The organism is Bacillus sp. MAG717A (assembly GCF_036884855.1).
Lineage (GTDB): Bacteria > Bacillota > Bacilli > Bacillales > Bacillaceae > Bacillus > Bacillus safensis.
This window is the reverse complement of the sequence record NZ_CP145733.1, coordinates 543,094-563,075: the sequence shown is the minus strand read 5'-3', so window position 1 is coordinate 563,075 and position 19,982 is coordinate 543,094. Positions and strand designations below refer to the sequence as shown.

19 protein-coding genes and 1 tRNA gene are annotated in these 19,982 nt (G+C 40.3%); 15 read left to right on the top strand and 5 right to left on the bottom strand.

The annotated features are described in order from the left end of the window. The first annotated feature begins 13 nt into the window (after window positions 1–13). Both V6Z54_RS02940 and V6Z54_RS02935 read left to right on the top strand, forming a co-directional pair. Window positions 14–670, top strand: coding sequence for a hypothetical protein (locus V6Z54_RS02940; protein WP_338527680.1), 657 nt, complete (start codon window positions 14–16; stop codon window positions 668–670). 127 nt (window positions 671–797) lie between these two features. Continuing rightward, a tRNA-Gly gene (locus V6Z54_RS02935) sits at window positions 798–871 on the top strand. 98 nt (window positions 872–969) lie between these two features. On the opposite strand, the gene V6Z54_RS02930 is transcribed toward V6Z54_RS02935, so the two are convergent. Beyond that, the gene (locus tag V6Z54_RS02930) at window positions 970–1,566 is read right to left on the bottom strand and encodes a hypothetical protein (protein ID WP_241768954.1); all 597 of its coding nucleotides are present in this window, start codon (window positions 1,564–1,566) and stop codon (window positions 970–972) included. An 83-nt stretch (window positions 1,567–1,649) separates the two neighbouring features. Here V6Z54_RS02930 and queG point away from each other — a divergent pair, with 83 nt between their 5' ends. The 9 genes from queG (at window position 1,650) to V6Z54_RS02885 (ending at window position 11,513) form a co-directional block, all read left to right on the top strand. Next, entirely contained in the window at window positions 1,650–2,798 is a 1,149-nt protein-coding gene (queG, locus tag V6Z54_RS02925) for a tRNA epoxyqueuosine(34) reductase QueG (RefSeq protein WP_024427417.1), read from the top strand. Between the two features lie 61 nt (window positions 2,799–2,859). After that, the gene (locus V6Z54_RS02920; protein WP_041089917.1) at window positions 2,860–3,762 is read left to right on the top strand and encodes an amidase domain-containing protein; all 903 of its coding nucleotides are present in this window, start codon (window positions 2,860–2,862) and stop codon (window positions 3,760–3,762) included. Window positions 3,763–3,805: 43 nt separating this feature from the next. Further along, window positions 3,806–4,279, top strand: a complete 474-nt coding sequence (gene trmL, locus V6Z54_RS02915; RefSeq protein WP_034282301.1) for a tRNA (uridine(34)/cytosine(34)/5-carboxymethylaminomethyluridine(34)-2'-O)-methyltransferase TrmL — start codon at window positions 3,806–3,808, stop codon at window positions 4,277–4,279. Window positions 4,280–4,743: 464 nt separating this feature from the next. After that, window positions 4,744–6,639: a PrkA family serine protein kinase gene (locus V6Z54_RS02910; RefSeq protein ID WP_024425326.1), complete on the top strand. Its 1,896-nt coding sequence runs from the start codon at window positions 4,744–4,746 to the stop codon at window positions 6,637–6,639. A 139-nt stretch (window positions 6,640–6,778) separates the two neighbouring features. Then, window positions 6,779–7,942, top strand: coding sequence for a sporulation protein YhbH (gene yhbH / locus V6Z54_RS02905; RefSeq protein ID WP_041089543.1), 1,164 nt, complete (start codon window positions 6,779–6,781; stop codon window positions 7,940–7,942). Window positions 7,943–8,306: 364 nt separating this feature from the next. Next, a complete protein-coding gene (locus V6Z54_RS02900; protein WP_024425324.1) occupies window positions 8,307–8,939 on the top strand; it encodes an HlyD family efflux transporter periplasmic adaptor subunit in 633 nt (210 codons plus the stop codon). A 39-nt stretch (window positions 8,940–8,978) separates the two neighbouring features. Further along, window positions 8,979–10,598, top strand: coding sequence for a DHA2 family efflux MFS transporter permease subunit (locus tag V6Z54_RS02895; protein WP_041089545.1), 1,620 nt, complete (start codon window positions 8,979–8,981; stop codon window positions 10,596–10,598). A 17-nt stretch (window positions 10,599–10,615) separates the two neighbouring features. Beyond that, on the top strand, window positions 10,616–11,140 hold the full coding sequence (locus tag V6Z54_RS02890; protein WP_024425322.1) for a flavodoxin family protein: 525 nt from the start codon (window positions 10,616–10,618) through the stop codon (window positions 11,138–11,140). Window positions 11,141–11,153: 13 nt separating this feature from the next. Further along, a complete protein-coding gene (locus V6Z54_RS02885; RefSeq protein WP_041089547.1) occupies window positions 11,154–11,513 on the top strand; it encodes a hypothetical protein in 360 nt (119 codons plus the stop codon). Between the two features lie 113 nt (window positions 11,514–11,626). On the opposite strand, the gene cspB is transcribed toward V6Z54_RS02885, so the two are convergent. Together cspB and V6Z54_RS02875 are read right to left on the bottom strand one after the other, a co-directional pair. Then, window positions 11,627–11,827, bottom strand: a complete 201-nt coding sequence (gene cspB / locus V6Z54_RS02880; protein ID WP_008349061.1) for a cold shock-like protein CspB — start codon at window positions 11,825–11,827, stop codon at window positions 11,627–11,629. Window positions 11,828–12,038: 211 nt separating this feature from the next. Then, on the bottom strand, window positions 12,039–13,130 hold the full coding sequence (locus V6Z54_RS02875) for a diguanylate cyclase (protein WP_041089551.1): 1,092 nt from the start codon (window positions 13,128–13,130) through the stop codon (window positions 12,039–12,041). Between the two features lie 97 nt (window positions 13,131–13,227). Here V6Z54_RS02875 and V6Z54_RS02870 point away from each other — a divergent pair, with 97 nt between their 5' ends. Next, window positions 13,228–13,608 (top strand): hypothetical protein, encoded by a 381-nt coding sequence (locus V6Z54_RS02870; RefSeq protein WP_041089553.1) that lies wholly within the window; start codon window positions 13,228–13,230, stop codon window positions 13,606–13,608. 35 nt (window positions 13,609–13,643) lie between these two features. Here V6Z54_RS02870 and V6Z54_RS02865 read toward each other — a convergent pair whose 3' ends face one another. Beyond that, complete coding sequence (locus tag V6Z54_RS02865) at window positions 13,644–14,042, bottom strand: hypothetical protein (protein WP_041089555.1); 399 nt, start codon at window positions 14,040–14,042, stop codon at window positions 13,644–13,646. A gap of 150 nt (window positions 14,043–14,192) precedes the next feature. Here V6Z54_RS02865 and V6Z54_RS02860 point away from each other — a divergent pair, with 150 nt between their 5' ends. Next, on the top strand, window positions 14,193–14,699 hold the full coding sequence (locus V6Z54_RS02860; RefSeq protein ID WP_041089557.1) for a YhcN/YlaJ family sporulation lipoprotein: 507 nt from the start codon (window positions 14,193–14,195) through the stop codon (window positions 14,697–14,699). A gap of 156 nt (window positions 14,700–14,855) precedes the next feature. Further along, entirely contained in the window at window positions 14,856–15,731 is an 876-nt protein-coding gene (locus V6Z54_RS02855) for a hypothetical protein (protein WP_041089919.1), read from the top strand. A gap of 25 nt (window positions 15,732–15,756) precedes the next feature. Here V6Z54_RS02855 and V6Z54_RS02850 read toward each other — a convergent pair whose 3' ends face one another. Continuing rightward, on the bottom strand, window positions 15,757–16,401 hold the full coding sequence (locus V6Z54_RS02850) for a spore coat protein (RefSeq protein WP_041089559.1): 645 nt from the start codon (window positions 16,399–16,401) through the stop codon (window positions 15,757–15,759). Between the two features lie 144 nt (window positions 16,402–16,545). On the opposite strand from V6Z54_RS02850, the gene V6Z54_RS02845 reads away from it, so the two are divergent. Further along, window positions 16,546–19,926, top strand: coding sequence for a CheR family methyltransferase (locus V6Z54_RS02845; RefSeq protein ID WP_338527679.1), 3,381 nt, complete (start codon window positions 16,546–16,548; stop codon window positions 19,924–19,926). Window positions 19,927–19,982 lie beyond the last annotated feature (56 nt).

Genomic DNA, 19,982 nt, shown 5'->3' with positions numbered 1-19,982 from the left:
AAAGGGGATCACAATGTTTAAAAAATGGAGCATTCTTTTATTCACAGTTTTTCTATTAGCAGGATGTGGCGAGAAGGCCGAAGAAACAACGACAACCGAAAAGACGGTTTCGACAATTAAAACAGAGTCTGCCACTAAAAAACAAGTAACCATCGAACAAATGAAACTCTCAAAAAAAGAAAAAAACTTACTAGAAGCAGCAACGACTAATGAAAAGGTGGCTCTGACACTGAAAGGATTAACGAAGAAGAACAAGAGTATTACGTTTATCGGAAGCCATTACAAAAATGGCCGATTAGTGAATAAGGAAGCATCATCTGCTACCTTTACTTTACACCAGAATGGCACCGACCAAACGGTGAATGTACTTCTTCAATTACTTCATGAGAAAGATACATATGAATCACAATTTAGTATTTGGTCAGATAAAAAGAATGATGGGATGACGAAAGCGACATCAAGCTTTCCGTTCAAAGTCAGTGACTATGTATTTTCTGCACAATCTGAAACTGTTAAAGTTGCTTCTGGAGAAAAGGCTCTGATTGCGTATACAGCAGCGATGGGGAAAGACGGGGGTTCAACTATATTTGATGAGATTGAGAAGAATCCAAAGCAAGCGCTGAAAAATATGTCACATGCATACTTATTTTATATCCAGCTAGATAAATAACTATCGTAATATATACGGAGAATATGAATTTTTTTGACGAAAAATCTTCATATTCTCTTGACGAATTGTTAAGAAAGTTGTAACATAATAAAAGTCAACGCGATGACGTTGCTTTTAAAAGATTGATGCGGGTGTAGTTTAGTGGTAAAACCTCAGCCTTCCAAGCTGATGTCGTGAGTTCGATTCTCATCACCCGCTCCAATACATAATTTTGTTTATAACGCAGTATTTCGTTTCATAGATAAACGAAGTGTTGCGTTTTTTATTATGTCAGTATAATGTGAAAAAGCACTGTCAGGCTACAGTGCTTTTTCAATGAGTTCATATTTGCTTTCTCCGCCATGTATTTGTACAAACATCTTCGTCAAGGATTGAATAAGAGCTTCACTCTTTTCCCGGGAAATAGATGGAGGGAAAAGGATGATTTGAAGAATGTTCTTTGTGTCTGAAGAAATGTGTGCGGTACTTGCTTGAGAAAATAATCCATTCAGTCCTGCGCCGTCCTGCCATTCGATGTGACCAGCCTCATGTTTTGTCAGTGAAAGCGGTCCTTTGATGCGATCGGCATCTAGTGTCAGGATGGGTAAGAAATATTTTAGTGAGAAAAATATCGACAAATCCTGTACGGAATTGGTCGAGTCAATAAATTGTTCCTTTTGGATATCAGAAAGAAGTGGAAGGAAAGGAACATCTTTTAAAAGATCCGTCCATTCTTTGATGGCTGGTACTTCTTCTAATACTTTATCTTCATATTCAAAAAATAAAGATTCTTGAAACAGGCGTAATCGGCCTTTTAACATTTGAGGTGATGTGCCAACTTCAATATGCGAATATTCAATCTGTCCAACATGGACAGACGGGTTTTGAGGATGAGAAATTTCCATATGTATCTTCACAGTGACTCACTCCAATCGGTCATGATACACTCGTATTATACTGAAAACAACAGAAGAAACAAAGAAAGGAGGTTTGCAAGGTGATTCATGTTGGAGAATTAAAAGAAGAATTGATTCAATATGCGAAAGAAATTGGTGTCGATAAAATTCGATTTGCAAGCGCCGATACATTTGATTCATTAAAGGATCGCCTCATCTTACATGAATCGTTAGGGTATTTGTCAGGCTTTGAAGAGCCTGATATTGAAAAACGGACAAACCCTTCTTTGCTGCTTCCGAAGGCCAAATCAATTGTTGCGATAGCGCTCGCGTATCCTTCCAAAATGAAAGATGCTCCTCGAAGTACAAAGGATGCGAGACGGGGGATCTTTTGCCGGGCTTCATGGGGAACAGATTATCATGTCGTGCTGAAAAAAAAGCTTGATATGCTCGAGGAATTTTTGCGAAGCAAGCATGTCGATATACGGACAAAATCAATGGTGGATACAGGAGAATTGTCTGATCGTGCTGTAGCAGAACGTGCTGGCATTGGTTTTAGTGCAAAGAACTGTATGATTATCACGCCAGAGTTTGGATCCTATGTGTATTTGGCTGAAATGATCACAAATGTCCCGTTTGAACCGGATGAGAAAATTGAAGACCAGTGCGGAACATGTAATAAATGTGTGGATTCCTGTCCAACAGGTGCGCTTGTGAATCCAGGACAGCTGAATTCTCAGCGGTGTATTTCATTTTTAACGCAGACAAAAGGGTTTTTACCTGACGAATTTCGTTCGAAAATAGGAAATCGATTGTACGGGTGTGATACGTGCCAAACTGTCTGCCCGATCAATAAAGGAAAAGACTTTCATCTGCATCCTGAAATGGAGCCGGATCCTGAAATTGCGAAGCCGCTGTTAAAGCCGCTTCTGACGATCAGCAATCGTGAGTTTAAGGAAAAATACGGTCATGTTTCAGGTTCATGGAGGGGGAAAAAGCCCATTCAGCGGAATGCAATTTTGGCACTCGCTCATTTTAAAGATACATCTGCCTTACCAGTGTTAATTGAGTTGATGCACAAGGACCCAAGACCGGTCATTCGGGGAACGGCTGCTTGGGCGATTGGCAAAATTGGCGATGATCAGCAGCTCCCAGAGCTGGAAAAGGCCCTTGAGCGAGAAAGTGATGAAGAAGCGAAAGAGGAGATTGTGAAAGGGATTGAGCTCCTGCAGACACCTTTAAATACTAAATAACATCCCTGTGAACATAGAATGAACCAAACAGAGATTTTAAAAAATGTTTGGTGGTGTCTGTGTGAAACAATTATTAGAGAAAACTTTAGAAGACAGGCTGGCGTATTTAATCAATGACCGTGCAATCAAGCAGCCGCAGCTTATGTCTGATGTGGAAGCAGTAGAACGGAAAAAAGAGCTTTTTGCTAGAAGACAGGTTGAGATTGTGAAGGCGAAAGCAAAAACTAAACTTCTCGATTCAGCCATTCAAGATGATGGGGCTCAGCATGTGCAGTACCTTGCTCATCTCACATATGTCTGCAAGGATGTAGACGATTCTTTTTATTTAGAGGAACAGGTGGAAAAAAGAGAAGCGTTCCTTTATAACAACATGCTTGTCAAAGATCGGATGATGCTAGAAGAGCGGCAAAGAGAAGAGCAGATGGATGAGCGCCTTCAGACCGAAGAACAATTCGGCAGAGCCTTTCATTATGACCGGCGGGCAGCCGTACAGTATGCGGAGACATACTGGAATAAACGGAATCCAGCCTATAAAAACTTTGAAGATAACTGTACAAATTTTATTTCACAATGTTTGAAAGCAGGGAATGCGCCAACGAGAGGATATCCGAACCGCGGGACTGGCTGGTGGGTGCGTCCGCATACGTGGAGCTATAGCTGGACGGTGGCTCATGCGATGAAAAATTATTTAGCGAATTCAAAAGCGGGTTTGAGAGCAAAGAAACTCAAAGAAGCGCACGAGCTTCAAATTGGAGATGTCATTTGCTACGATTTTGAAGGTGATGGAAGATATAATCATACAACCATTGTCGTTGATCATGACAAAGGCGGAATGCCTCTTGTGAATGCACAGACGTATGACTGCCGCATGCGTTATTGGTCATACGAGGATTCGACGGCCTATACACCTGCTATTCGATATATGTTTTTTCACATTTTGGACGATGCCGCGAAGGATAGTTAGTGGTATAATGTTGAGCGGAAAAGAAAATTAGAGGTGAATTTTTTTGGGACTTCATGTCGTTTTATATCAACCAGAGATTCCAGCTAATACTGGAAATATTGCGCGTACATGTGCAGCAACAAATACAACCCTTCATCTGATTCGTCCGCTTGGTTTTTCGACAGATGACAAAATGCTGAAGCGTGCAGGACTCGATTATTGGAAATATGCCAATGTGGTCTATCATGATTCACTTGATGAATTGTTTGAGGCTCATCCGAAGGGGCAATTTTTCTATATTACAAAATTTGGCCAAAAGCCGCATACGACATTTGATTACTCTCAGCTGGATGAAGACTATTTCTTCGTGTTTGGCAGAGAGACAAGTGGATTGCCAAAAGATTTGATTGAACAGAATATGGACCGTTGTCTTCGTTTACCGATGACAGAGCATGTTCGTTCTCTGAATCTGTCGAATACGGCAGCCATTCTTGTATATGAGGCACTTCGCCAGCAGCAATATCGCGATCTCATATAAAATCATGATAAAAGCCGAGATACTGATCTCGGTTTTTTTATGTAAGATAAGAAATACAAGGTTAATCATACCTTTTTTGACATGTTAAAAATGAAAAGGATGTTCCGCAAAAGGAACATCCTTTTTTTCATTTACCAGGCTTGCCTTCGTAGCCAGCAGTGAAAATGGATACTAAAAACGTAATGATGACGCCCATCATAATGACCGTTCTCATATAAGCTCCCCCTTATCCCTTTGTTCCGTTCGCTGCCTGTTTCATATGATGTGAAGTTCACCTTGAAAAGCAGGAGAAGAAAATCATTTTTCTCCTATTTTTCCTTTATTATGAAGGGTCTTGCGGATGGTTGTCAATTCAGTTTGCCAATTCGTCATTTTGAAGAACGAAAGCATGTAATAGGACGCCTCCGCATAGATTGTAAAACAGTATCTGATTTCTAGCTTCAATCTTGAAAGAGGAGGTTCATATGGATATTTTAAAGAAAATCGAACAGCACAGAGAAGAAGAGCAGCGTCTCAAATGGGAAGGCACATTCAGCGATTATTTAGACATTATTAAGGAAAATCCACTTGTCGCTCAATCTGCTCATTCTCGCGTTTATCATATGATTAAAGACAGCGGGATTGAAGAGGAGAATGGGGTCAGAACCTACAAATTTTTTGATCAGGAGCTGTTTGGATTAGAGGAATCACTCGAAAGATTAGTGGAGGAATATTTTCACCCTGCTGCAAAGCGGCTAGATGTCAGGAAGCGTATTTTATTACTGATGGGACCAGTAAGCGGGGGGAAATCGACACTTGTCACTAGATTGAAAAGAGGTCTTGAAGAATATTCACTGACAGATCATGGCGCAGTTTATGCGATCAAAGGCTGCCCTATGCATGAAGATCCGCTACATCTCATTCCGCAAAATCTGCGTGAGGATTTCTATAGAGAATATGGGATTCGTGTGCAGGGAAATTTGTCGCCTCTGAACATGATGAGACTGGAAGAGGAATATGGCGGCAGAATTGAGGATGTTAGGGTCGAGCGGATCTTTTTTTCAGAGGATAAACGGACCGGCATTGGTACCTTTAGTCCGTCTGATCCGAAATCTCAGGACATTGCCGATTTAACAGGCAGCATCGATTTTTCAACCATTGCCGAATTTGGATCAGAGTCAGATCCTCGTGCGTACCGCTTTGATGGAGAACTCAATAAAGCAAACAGAGGGATGATGGAGTTTCAGGAGATGTTAAAGTGTGATGAGAAATTTCTCTGGCACCTCTTGTCATTAACGCAGGAAGGGAATTTTAAGGCAGGAAGATTCGCCTTGATTAGTGCAGATGAATTGATCGTCGCCCATACGAATGAAACCGAGTACAGGTCGTTTATTTCAAATAAAAAGAACGAAGCTTTGCATTCAAGAATTATTGTGATGCCAATTCCTTATAATTTAAAGGTCACAGAAGAAGAACGCATTTATCATAAAATGATTTCAGAAAGTGATGTTTCAGATGTGCATATTGCCCCGCATACGTTGAAGGTAGCGGCAATGTTCTCCATTTTAACGAGACTTAAAGAACCGAAACGTTCTGATATTGATTTGGTGAAAAAAATGCGTCTGTATGACGGAGAAAGTGTTGAAGGCTTCCAATCAGTCGATATTGATGAGATGAAAAAGGAATTTCATGATGAAGGGATGAGCGGAATTGATCCGCGGTATGTAATCAACCGAATTTCATCCACCATCATTCGAAAGAATATGGAATCGATCAATGCACTGGATGTTCTTCGCTCCTTAAAAGAAGGGCTCGATCAGCATCCATCTATCTCCAGCGAGGACCGGGAGCGTTATTTGAATTTCATTTCAGTCGCGCGAAAAGAGTATGATGATATTGCGAAGAAGGAAGTGCAAAAGGCATTTGTGTATTCCTATGAGGAGTCTGCGAAAACGCTGATGGATAATTACTTAGATAATGTCGAGGCTTACTGCAATAAAAACAAGCTGCGTGATCCGTTAACGGGTGAAGAAATGAATCCTGATGAAAAGCTCATGCGTTCAATTGAGGAGCAGATCGGCATTTCTGAAAACGCCAAAAAGGCATTTAGAGAAGAAATTCTGATTCGTATTTCGGCTTATGCGAGAAAGGGAAAACGCTTTGATTATAATTCGCATGAGAGATTGAGAGAGGCCATTCAGAAGAAGCTGTTTGCCGATCTAAAAGATGTGGTGAAAATTACGACATCGACGAAGACACCTGATGAACAGCAGCTGAAGAAGGTCAATGAAGTAGTGGCTAGATTGATTGATGAGCATGGCTATAATTCAACAAGTGCAAATGAACTTTTAAAATATGTAGGCAGTCTTCTGAATCGTTAATAAAAGAAGGAGGCATTATTGTCGCATCAGCACCGGTAATGTCTTTTTTAGAAATGATCGTCAACTTGGATGACGAGCAGCATAGGATAAAGGAATCGATGGTTAGAAGAATTGTGCAAAAAGGTGAGGAGGGGGATGGATGTCCCGGCAAGAAAAAAGTCAGTTTATTGTGTCTCAGGAAGACTGGTCCCTCCATCGAAAAGGCTATGACGACCAGCAGCGTCATCAGGAAAAAGTCAAAGAGGCGATTAAAAATAATTTGCCGGATCTTGTTACAGAAGAAAGCATCATCATGTCGAATGGAAAAGATGTTGTGAAAATTCCGATTCGTTCATTAGATGAATATAAAATTCGGTATAACTACGATAAAAATAAGCATGTGGGTCAAGGGGATGGAGACAGTGAGGTTGGCGATGTTGTTGCGCGCGACGGCTCAGACAGTAAGCAGGGCCAAGGAAAGGGGCAGGGCGCTGGAGATCAAGCTGGTGAGGATTATTACGAAGCAGAAGTCTCATTAATGGATCTCGAGGAAGCGCTGTTTCGTGAACTGGAGCTTCCAAACCTCAAGCAAAAGGAGCTTGACGACATCATTGTCGAACAAATTGAGTTTAACGATATTCGCAAAACCGGGTTAACTGGAAATATCCACAAAAAACGAACGATGCTGTCGGCATTTAAACGAAATGCGATGACAGGCAGTCCTTCTTTTTATCCCATCTACCCGGAGGATATCAAGTATAAAACGTGGAATGAAGTGACCAAACCAGAGTCGAAAGCCGTCGTTTTGGCGATGATGGATACGAGCGGAAGCATGGGTCTCTGGGAAAAATATATGGCGAGAAGTTTTTTCTTTTGGATGACACGTTTCTTACGGACAAAGTATGAGACAGTCGAAATTGAATTTATTGCTCACCATACAGAGGCGAAGGTGGTAGACGAAGAACATTTCTTCTCACGGGGTGAGAGCGGGGGGACCATTTGCTCGTCTGTCTATCGAAAGGCACTAGAGCTCATAGACGAACGATACCCGCCGTCGCGATATAATATTTATCCTTTTCATTTTTCTGATGGTGACAATTTGACCTCAGACAATGCCCGGTGTGTGAAACTTGTTTCTGAGATCATGAAAAAAGCCAATTTATTTTGCTATGGTGAAGTGAATCAATACAATCGGCATTCTACGTTAATGTCAGCATACAAGCATATTCAGGATGAGAAATTTAAGCATTATATTTTGAAGCAAAAATCTGACGTTTTTCTCGCACTAAAAAAATTTTTTCAGCAGGAAGAAGTTCATTCATAATGAGCACATTTAAAAAAACCTTTCAGCATAAGGGCTGAAAGGTTTTTTGTGTGGAGAAGGAAAGGATCACCAAAAAAAAAGTAAAACTTTCTCTTTGACATTTCAATTTTCATTTATTAATATTTAATCTTGTTAAATATAAGTTTTTCAAAAAAGATGCCGATCGTCTTTTCTTCTTTTTCTGCTTTTTGCTCATAAGTGAACAATAAGTATAAATGGGCTGCACACCATGATAGGGGCGGGAGTAGATGAAGGGAAAAGGACAGAGTGTTGAGCTTGTTTCATATTCTGTCAGATGATGGGCATTCTAAGTTTGCTAAAGCAGATGACACTATATTTTTATACATGAAAGGAGAAACAAAACATGAACAGAGGGCGTTTATTGCTAACGAACATTATTGGCCTTATTGTGATTCTTGCCATTATTGCCGGAGGTGCTTATTACTACTACGAAAGCACAAACTTTGTTAAAACAGACGAGGCAAAAGTGACAGGTGACATGTATCAAATTACAGCACCAGCAGCTGGACAAATCAAAGGCTGGGATATCAACGAAGGTGACGAAGTGGAAAAAGACAGCACAGTTGCAAAAGTTGAAGGACAAACAAAAACAAACATTAAAGCAGTGGCTGATGGCACATTAGTCAAAAAAGAAGTACAAAACAATCAACAAGTGCAGCCTGGTACAGTTCTTGGTGAAACAATTGATTTAAGCAAGCTTTACATCACAGCAAATATTAAAGAAACAGATATTAAAAACATTGAAAAAGGCGACAAAGTCGACATCGTTGTAGATGGAGATCCTGATACAACATTTGAAGGAACTGTTGAACAAATTGGTTATGCGACAAACTCAACATTCAATATGCTGCCAGCAACGAATTCAAGTGGTAACTATACAAAAGTAACGCAAAAAGTAGCAGTGAAAATTTCAATTAAAAATCCATCAGACAAAGTACTTCCAGGTATGAATGCTTCTGTCAAAATTTCATCTTAATGATGATTGATATCAAAAAATGAAAGGAGGTTGTCTGAGATGGCAAATCAACCTGCAGCGACAAAACAGGGAACAGGCTCCTTGTCTTTACTGATCATTTTAATGGCCGGTTTGTTCGTAGCGATTTTAAACCAAACGCTTTTGAACGTAGCTATGCCCCATTTAATGACAGAATTTAATGTGAGTGCAACGACGATTCAGTGGCTGACAACAGGCTACATGCTTGTCAACGGTGTGCTGATTCCGTTGTCTGCGTTTTTAATCACACGTTTTGGACAGCGCAGCTTATTCCTAGTGGCTATGATCTCGTTTACACTAGGTACATTTATTTGCGGTATTGCGCCAAACTTTTCAACGATGCTCATCGGCCGTTTGATTCAGGCTGTCGGCGGCGGTATCTTACAGCCGCTCGTCATGACAACAATCCTTTTTATTTTCCCTCCGGAAAACAGAGGGAAAGGAATGGGGATTTTTGGTCTTGCGATGATGTTTGCTCCTGCAGTAGGACCAACATTATCGGGTTATATTATTGAACATTATTCTTGGCGTATTATGTTTTATGGACTTGTACCAATCGGTGCGATTGTCATTATCGCGGCTTTCTTTATGTTTAAAAATATTGTAGAGCCTAAAAAAATCAAGCTGGACAGTCTTGGTGCGATTCTTTCAATCGTCGGTTTTGCTTCCCTTCTATACGGAGTGAGTGAGGCAGGTAGTGATGGTTGGACAGATCCGATCGTCTTATCTACGATTATTATTGGTGCGATTGCGATCATTCTCTTTATTTTCCAACAGTTGAAAGCTGATAATCCGATGCTTGATTTCCGCGTATTTAAATACAGCATTTTCTCATTATCAAGTGTCATTAACATTATTATTACGGTTGCCTTATATACGGGGATGTTCTTACTTCCGATTTATCTACAAAACCTCGTTGGGTTTACGGCATTGCAATCTGGGTTATTAATGCTTCCAGGGGCACTTGCGATGCTCATTATGTCCCCGATTTCAGGAATCTTGTTTGATAAATTTGGACCTCGTCCGCTTGCGATTGTGGGGATGCTCATTACCGTTGTCACGACATATGAGTTTACAAGGCTGACCATTGATACTTCCTATAGTCACATTGTGCTTATGTATGCAGTACGTGCATTTGGTATGTCACTCCTTATGATGCCAGTTATGACAGCGGGGATGAACCAATTACCGCAGCACTTAAACAGCCATGGTACAGCGATGTCTAATACATTAAGACAGATTAGTGGTTCCATCGGTACGAGTTTGATCACAACGATTTATACGAATCGGACGACATTCCATTATTCCAATATGGCGGATCAAACAAATACAGCGGACCCGTTCTTTATGAATTCATTCCAGGCGGCTGTATCGAATGTGATGCATCATATGGGCATGACAGCAGAAGCTGCTCAAAAATATGTATCCACCCAGCTCTTTACGAAAGCACAGGTTGATTCAAACGTGATGGGTATCAATGATGCTTACATGTGGGTGACATTATTCTGTGCGGCTGGTGTCATTCTCAGCTTGTTCCTGCGAGACGTTCGTAAGGATAAAAAGCGAAAAGATCAGCAGCATAAGAAACAAGAAATATCATTGCTTCCAGCACCTAAAGAAGCAAACCAAGATGCAAGATAAGTGTGGAGGGACCGTACATGAAAATTTATGTTGTATACGATAGTGAAGGTGACCATACAAAAGCACTTGCAGAAGCGATTGCAGCAGGCGCAGGTGAAACAGAGCAAGCTGAAGTATTCATTGATCACGTGAAAGATGCGGATATTCGCAAGCTCGATCAAATGGATGCGATCATTTGGGGCTGCCCTGGTCATTTTGGTACCATTAGTTCTGGGTTAAAGACATGGATTGACCGTCTCGGCTACTTATGGGCAGAAGGAAAACTAATCGATAAAGTCGGTGCTGTTTTCTGTACAACTGCTACAACACACGGCGGTTTAGAAATGACAATGCATAATTTGATTACCCCAATGTTCCACCAAGGAATGCTTGTTGTCGGCCTTCCTGGTAATGTTCCTGAGAATGCTTTATACGGCTCTTACTATGGAGCTGGTGTGACATGTCCGATCGATTCTGATGAATTGATTTCGACTGAAGGCATTGAACTCGGAAAAGCACTAGGAAGACGTGTAGCATCAGTCACTGCATCATTTAAGCGATAAGGAGAGGGTTCTTTTGGCGACGATTATTGTAGCGTTAGTAGCTGCTGTTCTAGTCATTATTGGATTAGTAGCGTTCAATGTCAGACACGCATCGGCCGATAAGGAAGAGATCAAAGAAGATGTCTCCAATCAGCCTGACGTGCCGCATAGCGAGCCAGAAGCTGTGGCGAGACATGTAGAGCCTGAAGTTGAAAAAAAACCGTCAGAGCCTTCTCAAACAGATGATGCTGCGTCTGGCGACGATTTCTATAGACAGGCGCTTCAAAAGTTTAAACAGCCAGAACCACCTGTCAAAGAAGAAGAACCAGAGACAAAAATGAATGATGATATGTATCGTTCTGCTTTGCAGAAGCTAAAGCAGAAGGAAAAATAAAAAAGAGAACCTTTCATCAGGTTCTCTTTTTTTATGGCACAAAAAAACCGCCGGCAGAAGCCAAGCGGTTTTCCTTCACTCTATAAAGTGCTAAAAGAGCAGATGCTCTTAAATTACGCTTTGTTAACGTTAGCAGCTTGTGGTCCACGGTTACCTTCAACGATTTCGAAAGAAACTGATTGACCTTCTTCTAAAGTTTTGAAGCCTTCGCCTTGGATAGCAGAGAAGTGAACGAATACATCGTCTTGACCTTCTACTTCGATGAATCCGAAACCTTTTTCAGAGTTGAACCATTTTACTTTACCTTCTAACATGAAATTTCCTCCTAAAGCGATCTTAACGCTTAAATTCACTATTCTTGCTCTTACACAAACTTCAAAGACGAAAACTCTTTCAAAACTTTCTTCTTAAAGATGATACGAACAAAAATAATTACCTTTACTTTACCAGTGTTTGCGGGAAAAAACAACTGTTATACGAAAACTTTTTTAAAAATAATTAGCGCTAACAAATTGAGGAAAATGCCTATGTCAAATGGGCTTTTTTTCTCTCTGAAAAGCTCACTTGATTTCTGCCGGACTCCTTCGCTTTATAGAGCTCCTGATCAGCTATAATCGGTAATTGTTTGATGTCTGCACCAGTTCCATGAGAATAAGCACACCCAATTGATACTGTAGTGTAAATCGACATGCCATTTTTTAAATAAATCGGCTGATCTGCTATTTTTTTTCGTAAGCGTTCTGCAATCTGCCATGTTTTTTCAATTGTACAATTTGGTAGAAGGACAGCGAATTCTTCACCGCCAATTCTACCAATATAATCAGAGCTTCTTGTGTTTTTAATCAGCCTTGTACCGATTTCTTTTAAAACGATATCTCCCTCATGATGCCCATATTGATCATTGATGGTTTTGAAGTAATCGATGTCTAGGTAAATAAGGGACATTTGATGGATAGGTTGCTTCAACTTATTAGTAAAAGCATCACTTAATACCTCATCGAACTTCCGTTTATTTAAAACACCTGTTAAAAAGTCATAATGAGCTTGGAATTTATACAAATTTAACAGCTGATATGCTTTTGTTTGATGCTCAATGACATAAAAATTAAACAACCCAGCAATATATGAGAAAATCCAATAAGCAAAATGCAGTTTAAATGATGTCTGATGCACGATCAAGATAAAAAGGCTTGTGGCCATCACATTACCAATCGTAATGGATAACAGCATTTTCACAACATGATTCATATGACGCTCAGCAATCAAAAACGAAGAGGTTGCGATAAACATCATGGAAAAAATATTGATGGAAGAAGCGATGTTGGCATCAATTAATAATCGGCCAATGATGACAACAAAGGCTGCAATCATTGTTTGGACGATGCCTCCATAAAAGGCCGTTAAAATAAGGGGAATATGTCTTAAATCGACGATCGCTGGTCCTATTTTAATAGAGAAGAACATTAAAAGGACACCTAGTAACCCAGAAAGCATGCCTTTGCATAGCTGTCTGAGCAAGGTATCTTCTTTCTTCAGAAAATTCTCTTTAAACACAAGCATAAATAAATAATGGAAAGTGACAAGAATTGTTAAATTAATAAAGAGGTCTCTTAGCAAAATAGAATCACCTTTTTAAAATTACTAAAATTTGTTGCAAAAGAAAAGGGGAAAAAGGATAATTAATAAAAATTTTAATGATGAGGAATTGAAGAAAATGAGAGGAAAACGCTTTCCAGATCAAACGGACTGGCTTTCTTTTTTTGAAAAAATGCCAGATGCCGGATTTGAAAAAGAAATGCCGATTGAATATCAAGATTTGACGTTTCGGTTCGAGAATCAGGAGGAGCGATTTGTTGTGAACATGTCGCTTGCTATGAAGGAATTTACCTTAAAGGTCGTTCGAAAAAAGACCGAATCCGTTTTAGGCATATATGATTTTAAAACTGTGCAGCATGTAGAGATAAAAAAAGATATGAAGGAAGAAAAGGAGCTTTTGCTGATATTAGAGCATCATGACGACTTCCTCACAACCATCGAAATCATATTTCTACCTTCCTTTTGTCTCATGGTCAAAGAACATTTTTCTGGAGAATAAAACAGGAGCCTCTTTTTATGAAGGCTCCTGTTTTATTATTTGTGTTCAATGTCATTGATGACTTGCTGTATTGATTCATCATCCATCACATTCATCACATTTTCATCAATGTGAAGAGATTGCGCATAAGACTCTCTTGGCTGATGGGTTCTTGATGGTGATTGGTGTTGGTTCGTTTGATTTGGCTGGACAGCGGTGAATGCCTGCTTGATCATTTGTCCAACTTCACCTGTACTTTTTGATGCTTTTTGTGAGTGTGACTCATGGCGAGATGAGTCTTGGTGTTGATGGCTTGTACCTTTCATCATTGAAGACATATTCATTTGTGTCATGCTTTTCAGCCTTCTTCGTAAAACCGGGGAGAATAATGCAATGATGGCTGTGGATACTGCGATCATTGCACCAGTGCTCATACCTTTTCTTTTTTTAAACAAACGAATCCCTCCATTTGATCGTGATGATCCTTCATCATGTTTAGGATGACCAAACCCAGCTGAATTATGAATTCATTTTGCAAAAAAGAGGATGTGTGCATAAAAAGCCGGCTGGATGAAAAACCTATGATCAAAAGGAGGGAATAATTGATGAAGAAGAAATGGATGCTATCTTTACTGCTTGTGCCAACATTAATCACCGCTGGGTGTGGAATGAACAATCAGGGCGATGAGCGAAGAGGAACAATGAAAAGGCAGTATGAAAATGTCACATATAAGAATGACAACATGAGACAGGATCAGCCAGATGTTCAAACACCTCAGAAGGTCAAAGAGGCAGATAAGGCGTCAGAACTTGTAGCCAATATGTCTGAAGTGAAAACAGCGAACGTGCTTGTCACAGGAAAAAATGCATTTGTTGCTGTTGTGCTTGAAGGCAATAAAAGTGGCGATGTGACGGACGATCTGAAAAAGAAAATTTCAGACAAAGTCAAATCAACTGATCAACAAATTGACAACGTGTATGTATCTGCTAATCCAGACTTTGTTGATCGTATGCAAGGGTACGGAAAACGTATTAGAAGCGGAGAGCCAATTTCAGGATTTTTCGATGAATTTACTGAAACGATTAGACGTGTCTTCCCTGAATCAAAATAGCTACGACAAAAGCCGTATGTCATATGCGGCTTTTTTGTTTGAAATCGCACCTCGCGCACCTGACTGCATAAAGTAAAAAATATATCACCTCTTGTTGATCTTTGTTTCTTCATAGAAAGAGAAAGAGGGTGCAGGATGAATTCAGGTGGGGAGCAAATGAAAGCCAAGCCGTCATTGATTCATAAAAAACTTGTAGGTGGAATGATTGCAGCAGGTCTGATTTTTTATGCTTTCTCCGCGTACTTGATTTATGTTGCGTTTCAGCTGACAGGACAATATTTAGAGCAGCAGTCTTCTCCTAAAACGATTATAACGGAGGGACTCAATAAGCAAGTCTATGAACATATTCGAATCTACTATGCAGAGGAAGAGGACGCTTTTGTTGATCTGACAATAGAGGCCATGAAACAGGCAGAGAAGAGGACAGCGTCAGTGTTTCAGTTTGAAGCTGACAGACCTTTAGACGTTATCTATTTTGATGATAAAGAGACGATCGAACAAATGGCTGGAATCAAGCATATTACGGGATTTTACTCTGATCATGATCAAATGATTGGGTTATATCCAGATAAGCGGGAAGCATTATTGAAGAAAGAGACACTGCCTTTATACTTTTTCAATACGTTGTTTATTCATGAGTATGCTCATTTTGTTTTCTATGAAAAGGTCCATTCATATGAAGTGTCTCCAGGCATTTTTCCGCTTTGGTTCCACGAAGGAACAGCAGAATGGACGGCCTATGACGTGTTAAATGCTACTTCTGAAAGGTTCGACGTGATTCCTTTTCAATCTCTTCATTCTGATCAAGACTGGCAGGACTCCCGGGTGACGTATGAGACTGATGTCTATTTACAAAGCTATTATATGATCTATGAGCTGGTGCAGCTTTACGGACGAGATGTCATACATGAGATCATGGAGGAAACTGCGAAAACGGGCCAATTTGCTACCGGCTTTGAACAGGCGACGGGGGAGAGGCTCACAGATTTTGAAGAACAGTTTAAAGTGATGTATCAAAGAAAAAACGGCTGACCAGCAAAGGGGGTCAGCCGTTTTTTTAATGCAGAGGCTTTTGTTGATCGGCCTTGCTAGGAGGCATTTGAACTTGGCCCTGAAGCGGTGCAAAAGCTGAAGTCATGGCTGTCATGTCTTGTTTGGAAAGCTGAGGAACTTGATAGTAGCCATGCTTGTTTTGATACAAGAAAATTTCATAGGCCATTTCGATAAAGTTCGGAATTTGCGCAGCAAGCACACGTCGGACAACAGGGTTTGTTACTTCTAATGCTGACATCGAAAGTAACCCAGCGTGTGATTTGACTAGGCTGAGCATATGTCCTGTGATGCCTAAGTCTTTTACATCCTGTAATGACTGGTTCGGCTTCTTAGGCTGAGAAGGCTTGATTCCGTATGTCACTTGTGTGTGTTCTTTCATCATATAAGTAGCGGTTTCTTCACTAGGCTTTTGTCCGGTAGAAAAACAATCTACAGTGACATTGTACTGGGATAAAACGAATTGATATTGTCGATCCAGGATGTCGGATAATGCAGGATCTTGAATAAACTGCCGCAGGATCATATATTGATCCAAAATATTAATTGTGCCGGCTAAAATTTCATGTAAATCGAATAACTCATGCCCGCCGTGGTTGAGCTCAGGCTGCTGAGCACTTCCTTGAAACATTGGCTGCTGATCGTTTTGCATTGAGATTCCTCCTTCTGTTTATACAATCTGTTTTAATGTGAGGATGTTTTCATGTTTTCATGCAAAAAACATTATTTACAATTAGAGGGTTTTCTTTCTTTTTGTCGAAAAAAAGTATCAGACGAATGAACATGGGGGTACCAGATGCAGGACAAAATCATTAATCGTTTGATAGAAGACGAACATGTGCAGGCACCAGTGATCGGCATCGGTGTTTCGCCGTATGAACAGCATCATCTTGAGGCTTTTTTTCAATCGTTACCACATGAATTAAATGCCTCTTTTATTGTTGTGCAAAATCATGTGACAGGCGATTGTATAACAGATTTGGAAGCACTTGTTTTACCGATTGGCTACCGGGCAAAAACGATTAAACATGGTGAGAAAGTCACGAAGAAGACCATCTATTTTTGTCCGCAGCATGCAGCTGTGACGTTAACAGAAGATCATCGGCTTCATGTATCTGAGCAGCTGCCAACAAACAAGGCATGCTCTGTCGACTCGCTTTTTAAGTCACTAGCCAGAGTTCAAAAGGAAGAGGCGTTTGCGATCTTTTTTCAAAAAGGTCATTGTGTAGGGAGTGGATTGCTTCAGTTGGTTGAGCAAGGCGGCACAGCCTTATCGTGCAGTGAGGTAGAGAGTGGTTTTGACAGCATGTATCATCACACATTTAAAAACCCATCCATCCTTGCAGCTTATATGGCCGAAATTATCAATATCCCGCATGCTGATGAGACGGATCCAGCTTTACTAAGAATCATTGAACGTCTTGAAATGTATAAAGGGATTGCCTTTTCAACCTATGAAAAGAAAAGGCTGCTTTCTGTTATTCAAAAACGTATGCGCATTGCAAATCAACCGATGTCATTATTATCAGAGTACGATCGTTTATTAGAAAGAGAACCAGATGAGCTTGATCGCCTGCACGCCCAACTTTTAAGCGGCACAACTACTTTCTTTAGAGATATGGAGGCTTTTCGAGTTTGTGAACAAAAGATCATACCGTCAATCATTAACCATTCGATGAACAACGGGAAATCTCGATGCCGAATTTGGATTGCGGGATGTTCGACAGGGGAAGAAGCTTATTCTTTTACGATTTTATTTTTAGAAGAAATGAAGCGAAGAGATGTGTCCATTGAACTTCAAGTCTTTGCGACAGATATCAACCGAAAAGCCATTCAAATAGCTAGTAAAGGTCTTTACTCGAGAGAGTCTATGGCAAGCATACCGGAAAAATGGCGGGCGCGATATTTCGAAAAAAAAGGTGACGCTTTTATTGTGAAGCAGTCGCTTAGAAAATATATTGTTTTTGCTCCTCACAATTTATTGATAGATTCACCTTTTATCCACCTCGATTTTATCAGTTGCCGAAATGTTCTGATGTACTTTGAGCCAGAAGTACAAAAACGAGTATTATCCCGATTCCAATATGCTTTAAAAGATCAAGGGGTGTTAATCTTAGGGCCAAATGAAACTGTCCACAATATTCCTCGATTGTTTCAATTGTTTAATGAGAAGTGGAACATTTACACCTATTCAAATGTTCCTGCATCTAGTGTCCCTTGGGTACATGATGCTCGTGATGCCGAGTTAAAAAAGCGAGCTGCACAATATATGCAAGAAGTGAGCGAAGAATATGACGCATGCATGGTGATCAATGATTGTGACAAAATTCTTGCGATGTCAAATGGGGCCTATTCTTTCTTAGACCGTACAGAAGTGTCAGATCAATCATGTGAATATGTGACACCTGATTATTTGAAAGAGATGTTGAGTCAAACCTTTCAAAAGGTGTGGACTGACGAGACAGAGGTTGTGTTTCAGCATGTTCTCATTTCGGAAAAAGGAAAAAAGCAGTATGCGGATTTTATTGTAAAGAGTTTTGATCGCCGTTTTAAAGGGGTATACGTCATTCTCATTCGAATGAATGAGAGAGAAAAAAATCAAAAGAACAGCAGGGAAAAAGGGATGCCAGATCAGAATTCAGTCTATCAACAGCGTATTGTCGATTTAGAAAATGAACTCAATGAAGTCAAACAAAAAGAGCAGGAGGCAAGGGCTCAATTAAAAGCGAAAAACACGCAAATAGCGGAGCTTGAGAAAAAACACGAACATTTTATTAATATCATAAACAACTTAAGGGTAACAAGGGAAGAACTGTATAAACCTTCTGTCAAGCCGGAGCTTGCGACGTTGTTTGTGGACCGGGACATGAATATTCGCTATTACACTCCTACAGCTGCCTCTTTATTTACTTCAGCTCAAATAAGGCACCAGCAATCCTTTCAGTCGATGGCTAAGAAGCTTACGAAGGAAACGCTCTATCATGACATACAATCTGTTATCTCGGACAAGCGCGTCATCGAACGAGAAATTGAAACGAATGAAGGAGAACAATTCACTGTTCACATCACACCTATCCTTGACCAAAATCATGAGGGAGCGGTGATGACGTGGATTAAAATGACGGAAATGACAAAAATTAAACAGTCACTCCATCTAGCGGTAACAGCACTGGATAACAGCCATATCCATATTGTTGTTGCAACTGAGGAAGGGGTCATCCAATGCGTGAATCAGCGTTTTTGCCAGTTTGTACAGCAGCATGAATATGATCTGATCGGAAAAGATATCTTTTCTGTCTACCATTCGCTGTGTCAATGTGATGATTTAGAAAAGCAATGGGACGTTTGTTTAAAAGAAGGCAGCTGGACAGGTGAGCTGTACTTTCAGGATTTATCAGGCCGTGAACGATGGGAGAGGGTCTCTTTACATCGAATTGATGATCCTGACAAAATGCAGTCTACCGTGATGCGGATTTCAGAGGACATTACGAATCAAAAGCAGTCAGAGAAGATGCTGATGAAGTCAGAGATGCTGTCCGCGGTTGGTCAGCTTGCAGCCGGCATCGCCCATGAGATAAGGAACCCGCTGACGTCATTAAAGGGATTTTTACAGCTGATGATTCAAAGTAAGAAATATCAGAAGGATTATGCAGATGTGATGATGTCTGAATTTAATCGGCTTGAAGCCATTATTAATGAATTCCTTGTGCTCTCTAGAAGCAAATCGGTGAAATTTGAGCCGGTACAAGTCAATCTTCTGCTCGAAGAAGTGATCATGGTCGTTGAATCACAGGCGGTTTTAAAAGGCGTGTCTATTCAAAAGAATTTGTCTCCGTCGCTGCCAAACATTCAAGGTATACCGAATGAGCTGAAACAAGTTTTCTTAAACATTCTTAAAAACGGTATTGAAGCGATGGATGGTGTGACAGGTGTCATTCAGGTCACATCCGTATTGGAACATAATCAGATGATGCTGATCTTTGAAGACCAAGGAAAGGGCATACCAGAAGACGAAATAGGGAAACTGGGTGAACCTTTTTATACAACGAAAGAAAAAGGGACTGGCCTTGGTTTAATGATGACGATTAAAATCATTGAAAGCCATGGCGGCAGCATTCGTTTTGAAAGCAAAAGCTTTGAGGGGACACGGGTGATTATTACGTTTTCAATGAGCTAGCAGACATAAGATTTACAAGAAATCCATCTACCATCAATATTTACTTAGTACACTAT

Excerpts from the sequence above, each read along its gene's own strand:
- V6Z54_RS02940 (WP_338527680.1), top strand. The coding sequence starts at position 14 with ATGTTTAAAAAATGGAGCATTCTTTTATTCACAGTTTTTCTATTAGCA.
- V6Z54_RS02910 (WP_024425326.1), top strand. The coding sequence starts at position 4,744 with ATGGATATTTTAAAGAAAATCGAACAGCACAGAGAAGAAGAGCAGCGT.
- yhbH (WP_041089543.1), top strand. The coding sequence starts at position 6,779 with ATGTCCCGGCAAGAAAAAAGTCAGTTTATTGTGTCTCAGGAAGACTGG.
- V6Z54_RS02900 (WP_024425324.1), top strand. The coding sequence starts at position 8,307 with ATGAACAGAGGGCGTTTATTGCTAACGAACATTATTGGCCTTATTGTG.
- V6Z54_RS02895 (WP_041089545.1), top strand. The coding sequence starts at position 8,979 with ATGGCAAATCAACCTGCAGCGACAAAACAGGGAACAGGCTCCTTGTCT.
- V6Z54_RS02890 (WP_024425322.1), top strand. The coding sequence starts at position 10,616 with ATGAAAATTTATGTTGTATACGATAGTGAAGGTGACCATACAAAAGCA.
- cspB (WP_008349061.1), bottom strand. The coding sequence starts at position 11,827 with ATGTTAGAAGGTAAAGTAAAATGGTTCAACTCTGAAAAAGGTTTCGGA.
- V6Z54_RS02870 (WP_041089553.1), top strand. The coding sequence starts at position 13,228 with ATGAGAGGAAAACGCTTTCCAGATCAAACGGACTGGCTTTCTTTTTTT.
- V6Z54_RS02860 (WP_041089557.1), top strand. The coding sequence starts at position 14,193 with ATGAAGAAGAAATGGATGCTATCTTTACTGCTTGTGCCAACATTAATC.
- V6Z54_RS02855 (WP_041089919.1), top strand. The coding sequence starts at position 14,856 with ATGAAAGCCAAGCCGTCATTGATTCATAAAAAACTTGTAGGTGGAATG.
- V6Z54_RS02850 (WP_041089559.1), bottom strand. The coding sequence starts at position 16,401 with ATGCAAAACGATCAGCAGCCAATGTTTCAAGGAAGTGCTCAGCAGCCT.
- V6Z54_RS02845 (WP_338527679.1), top strand. The coding sequence starts at position 16,546 with ATGCAGGACAAAATCATTAATCGTTTGATAGAAGACGAACATGTGCAG.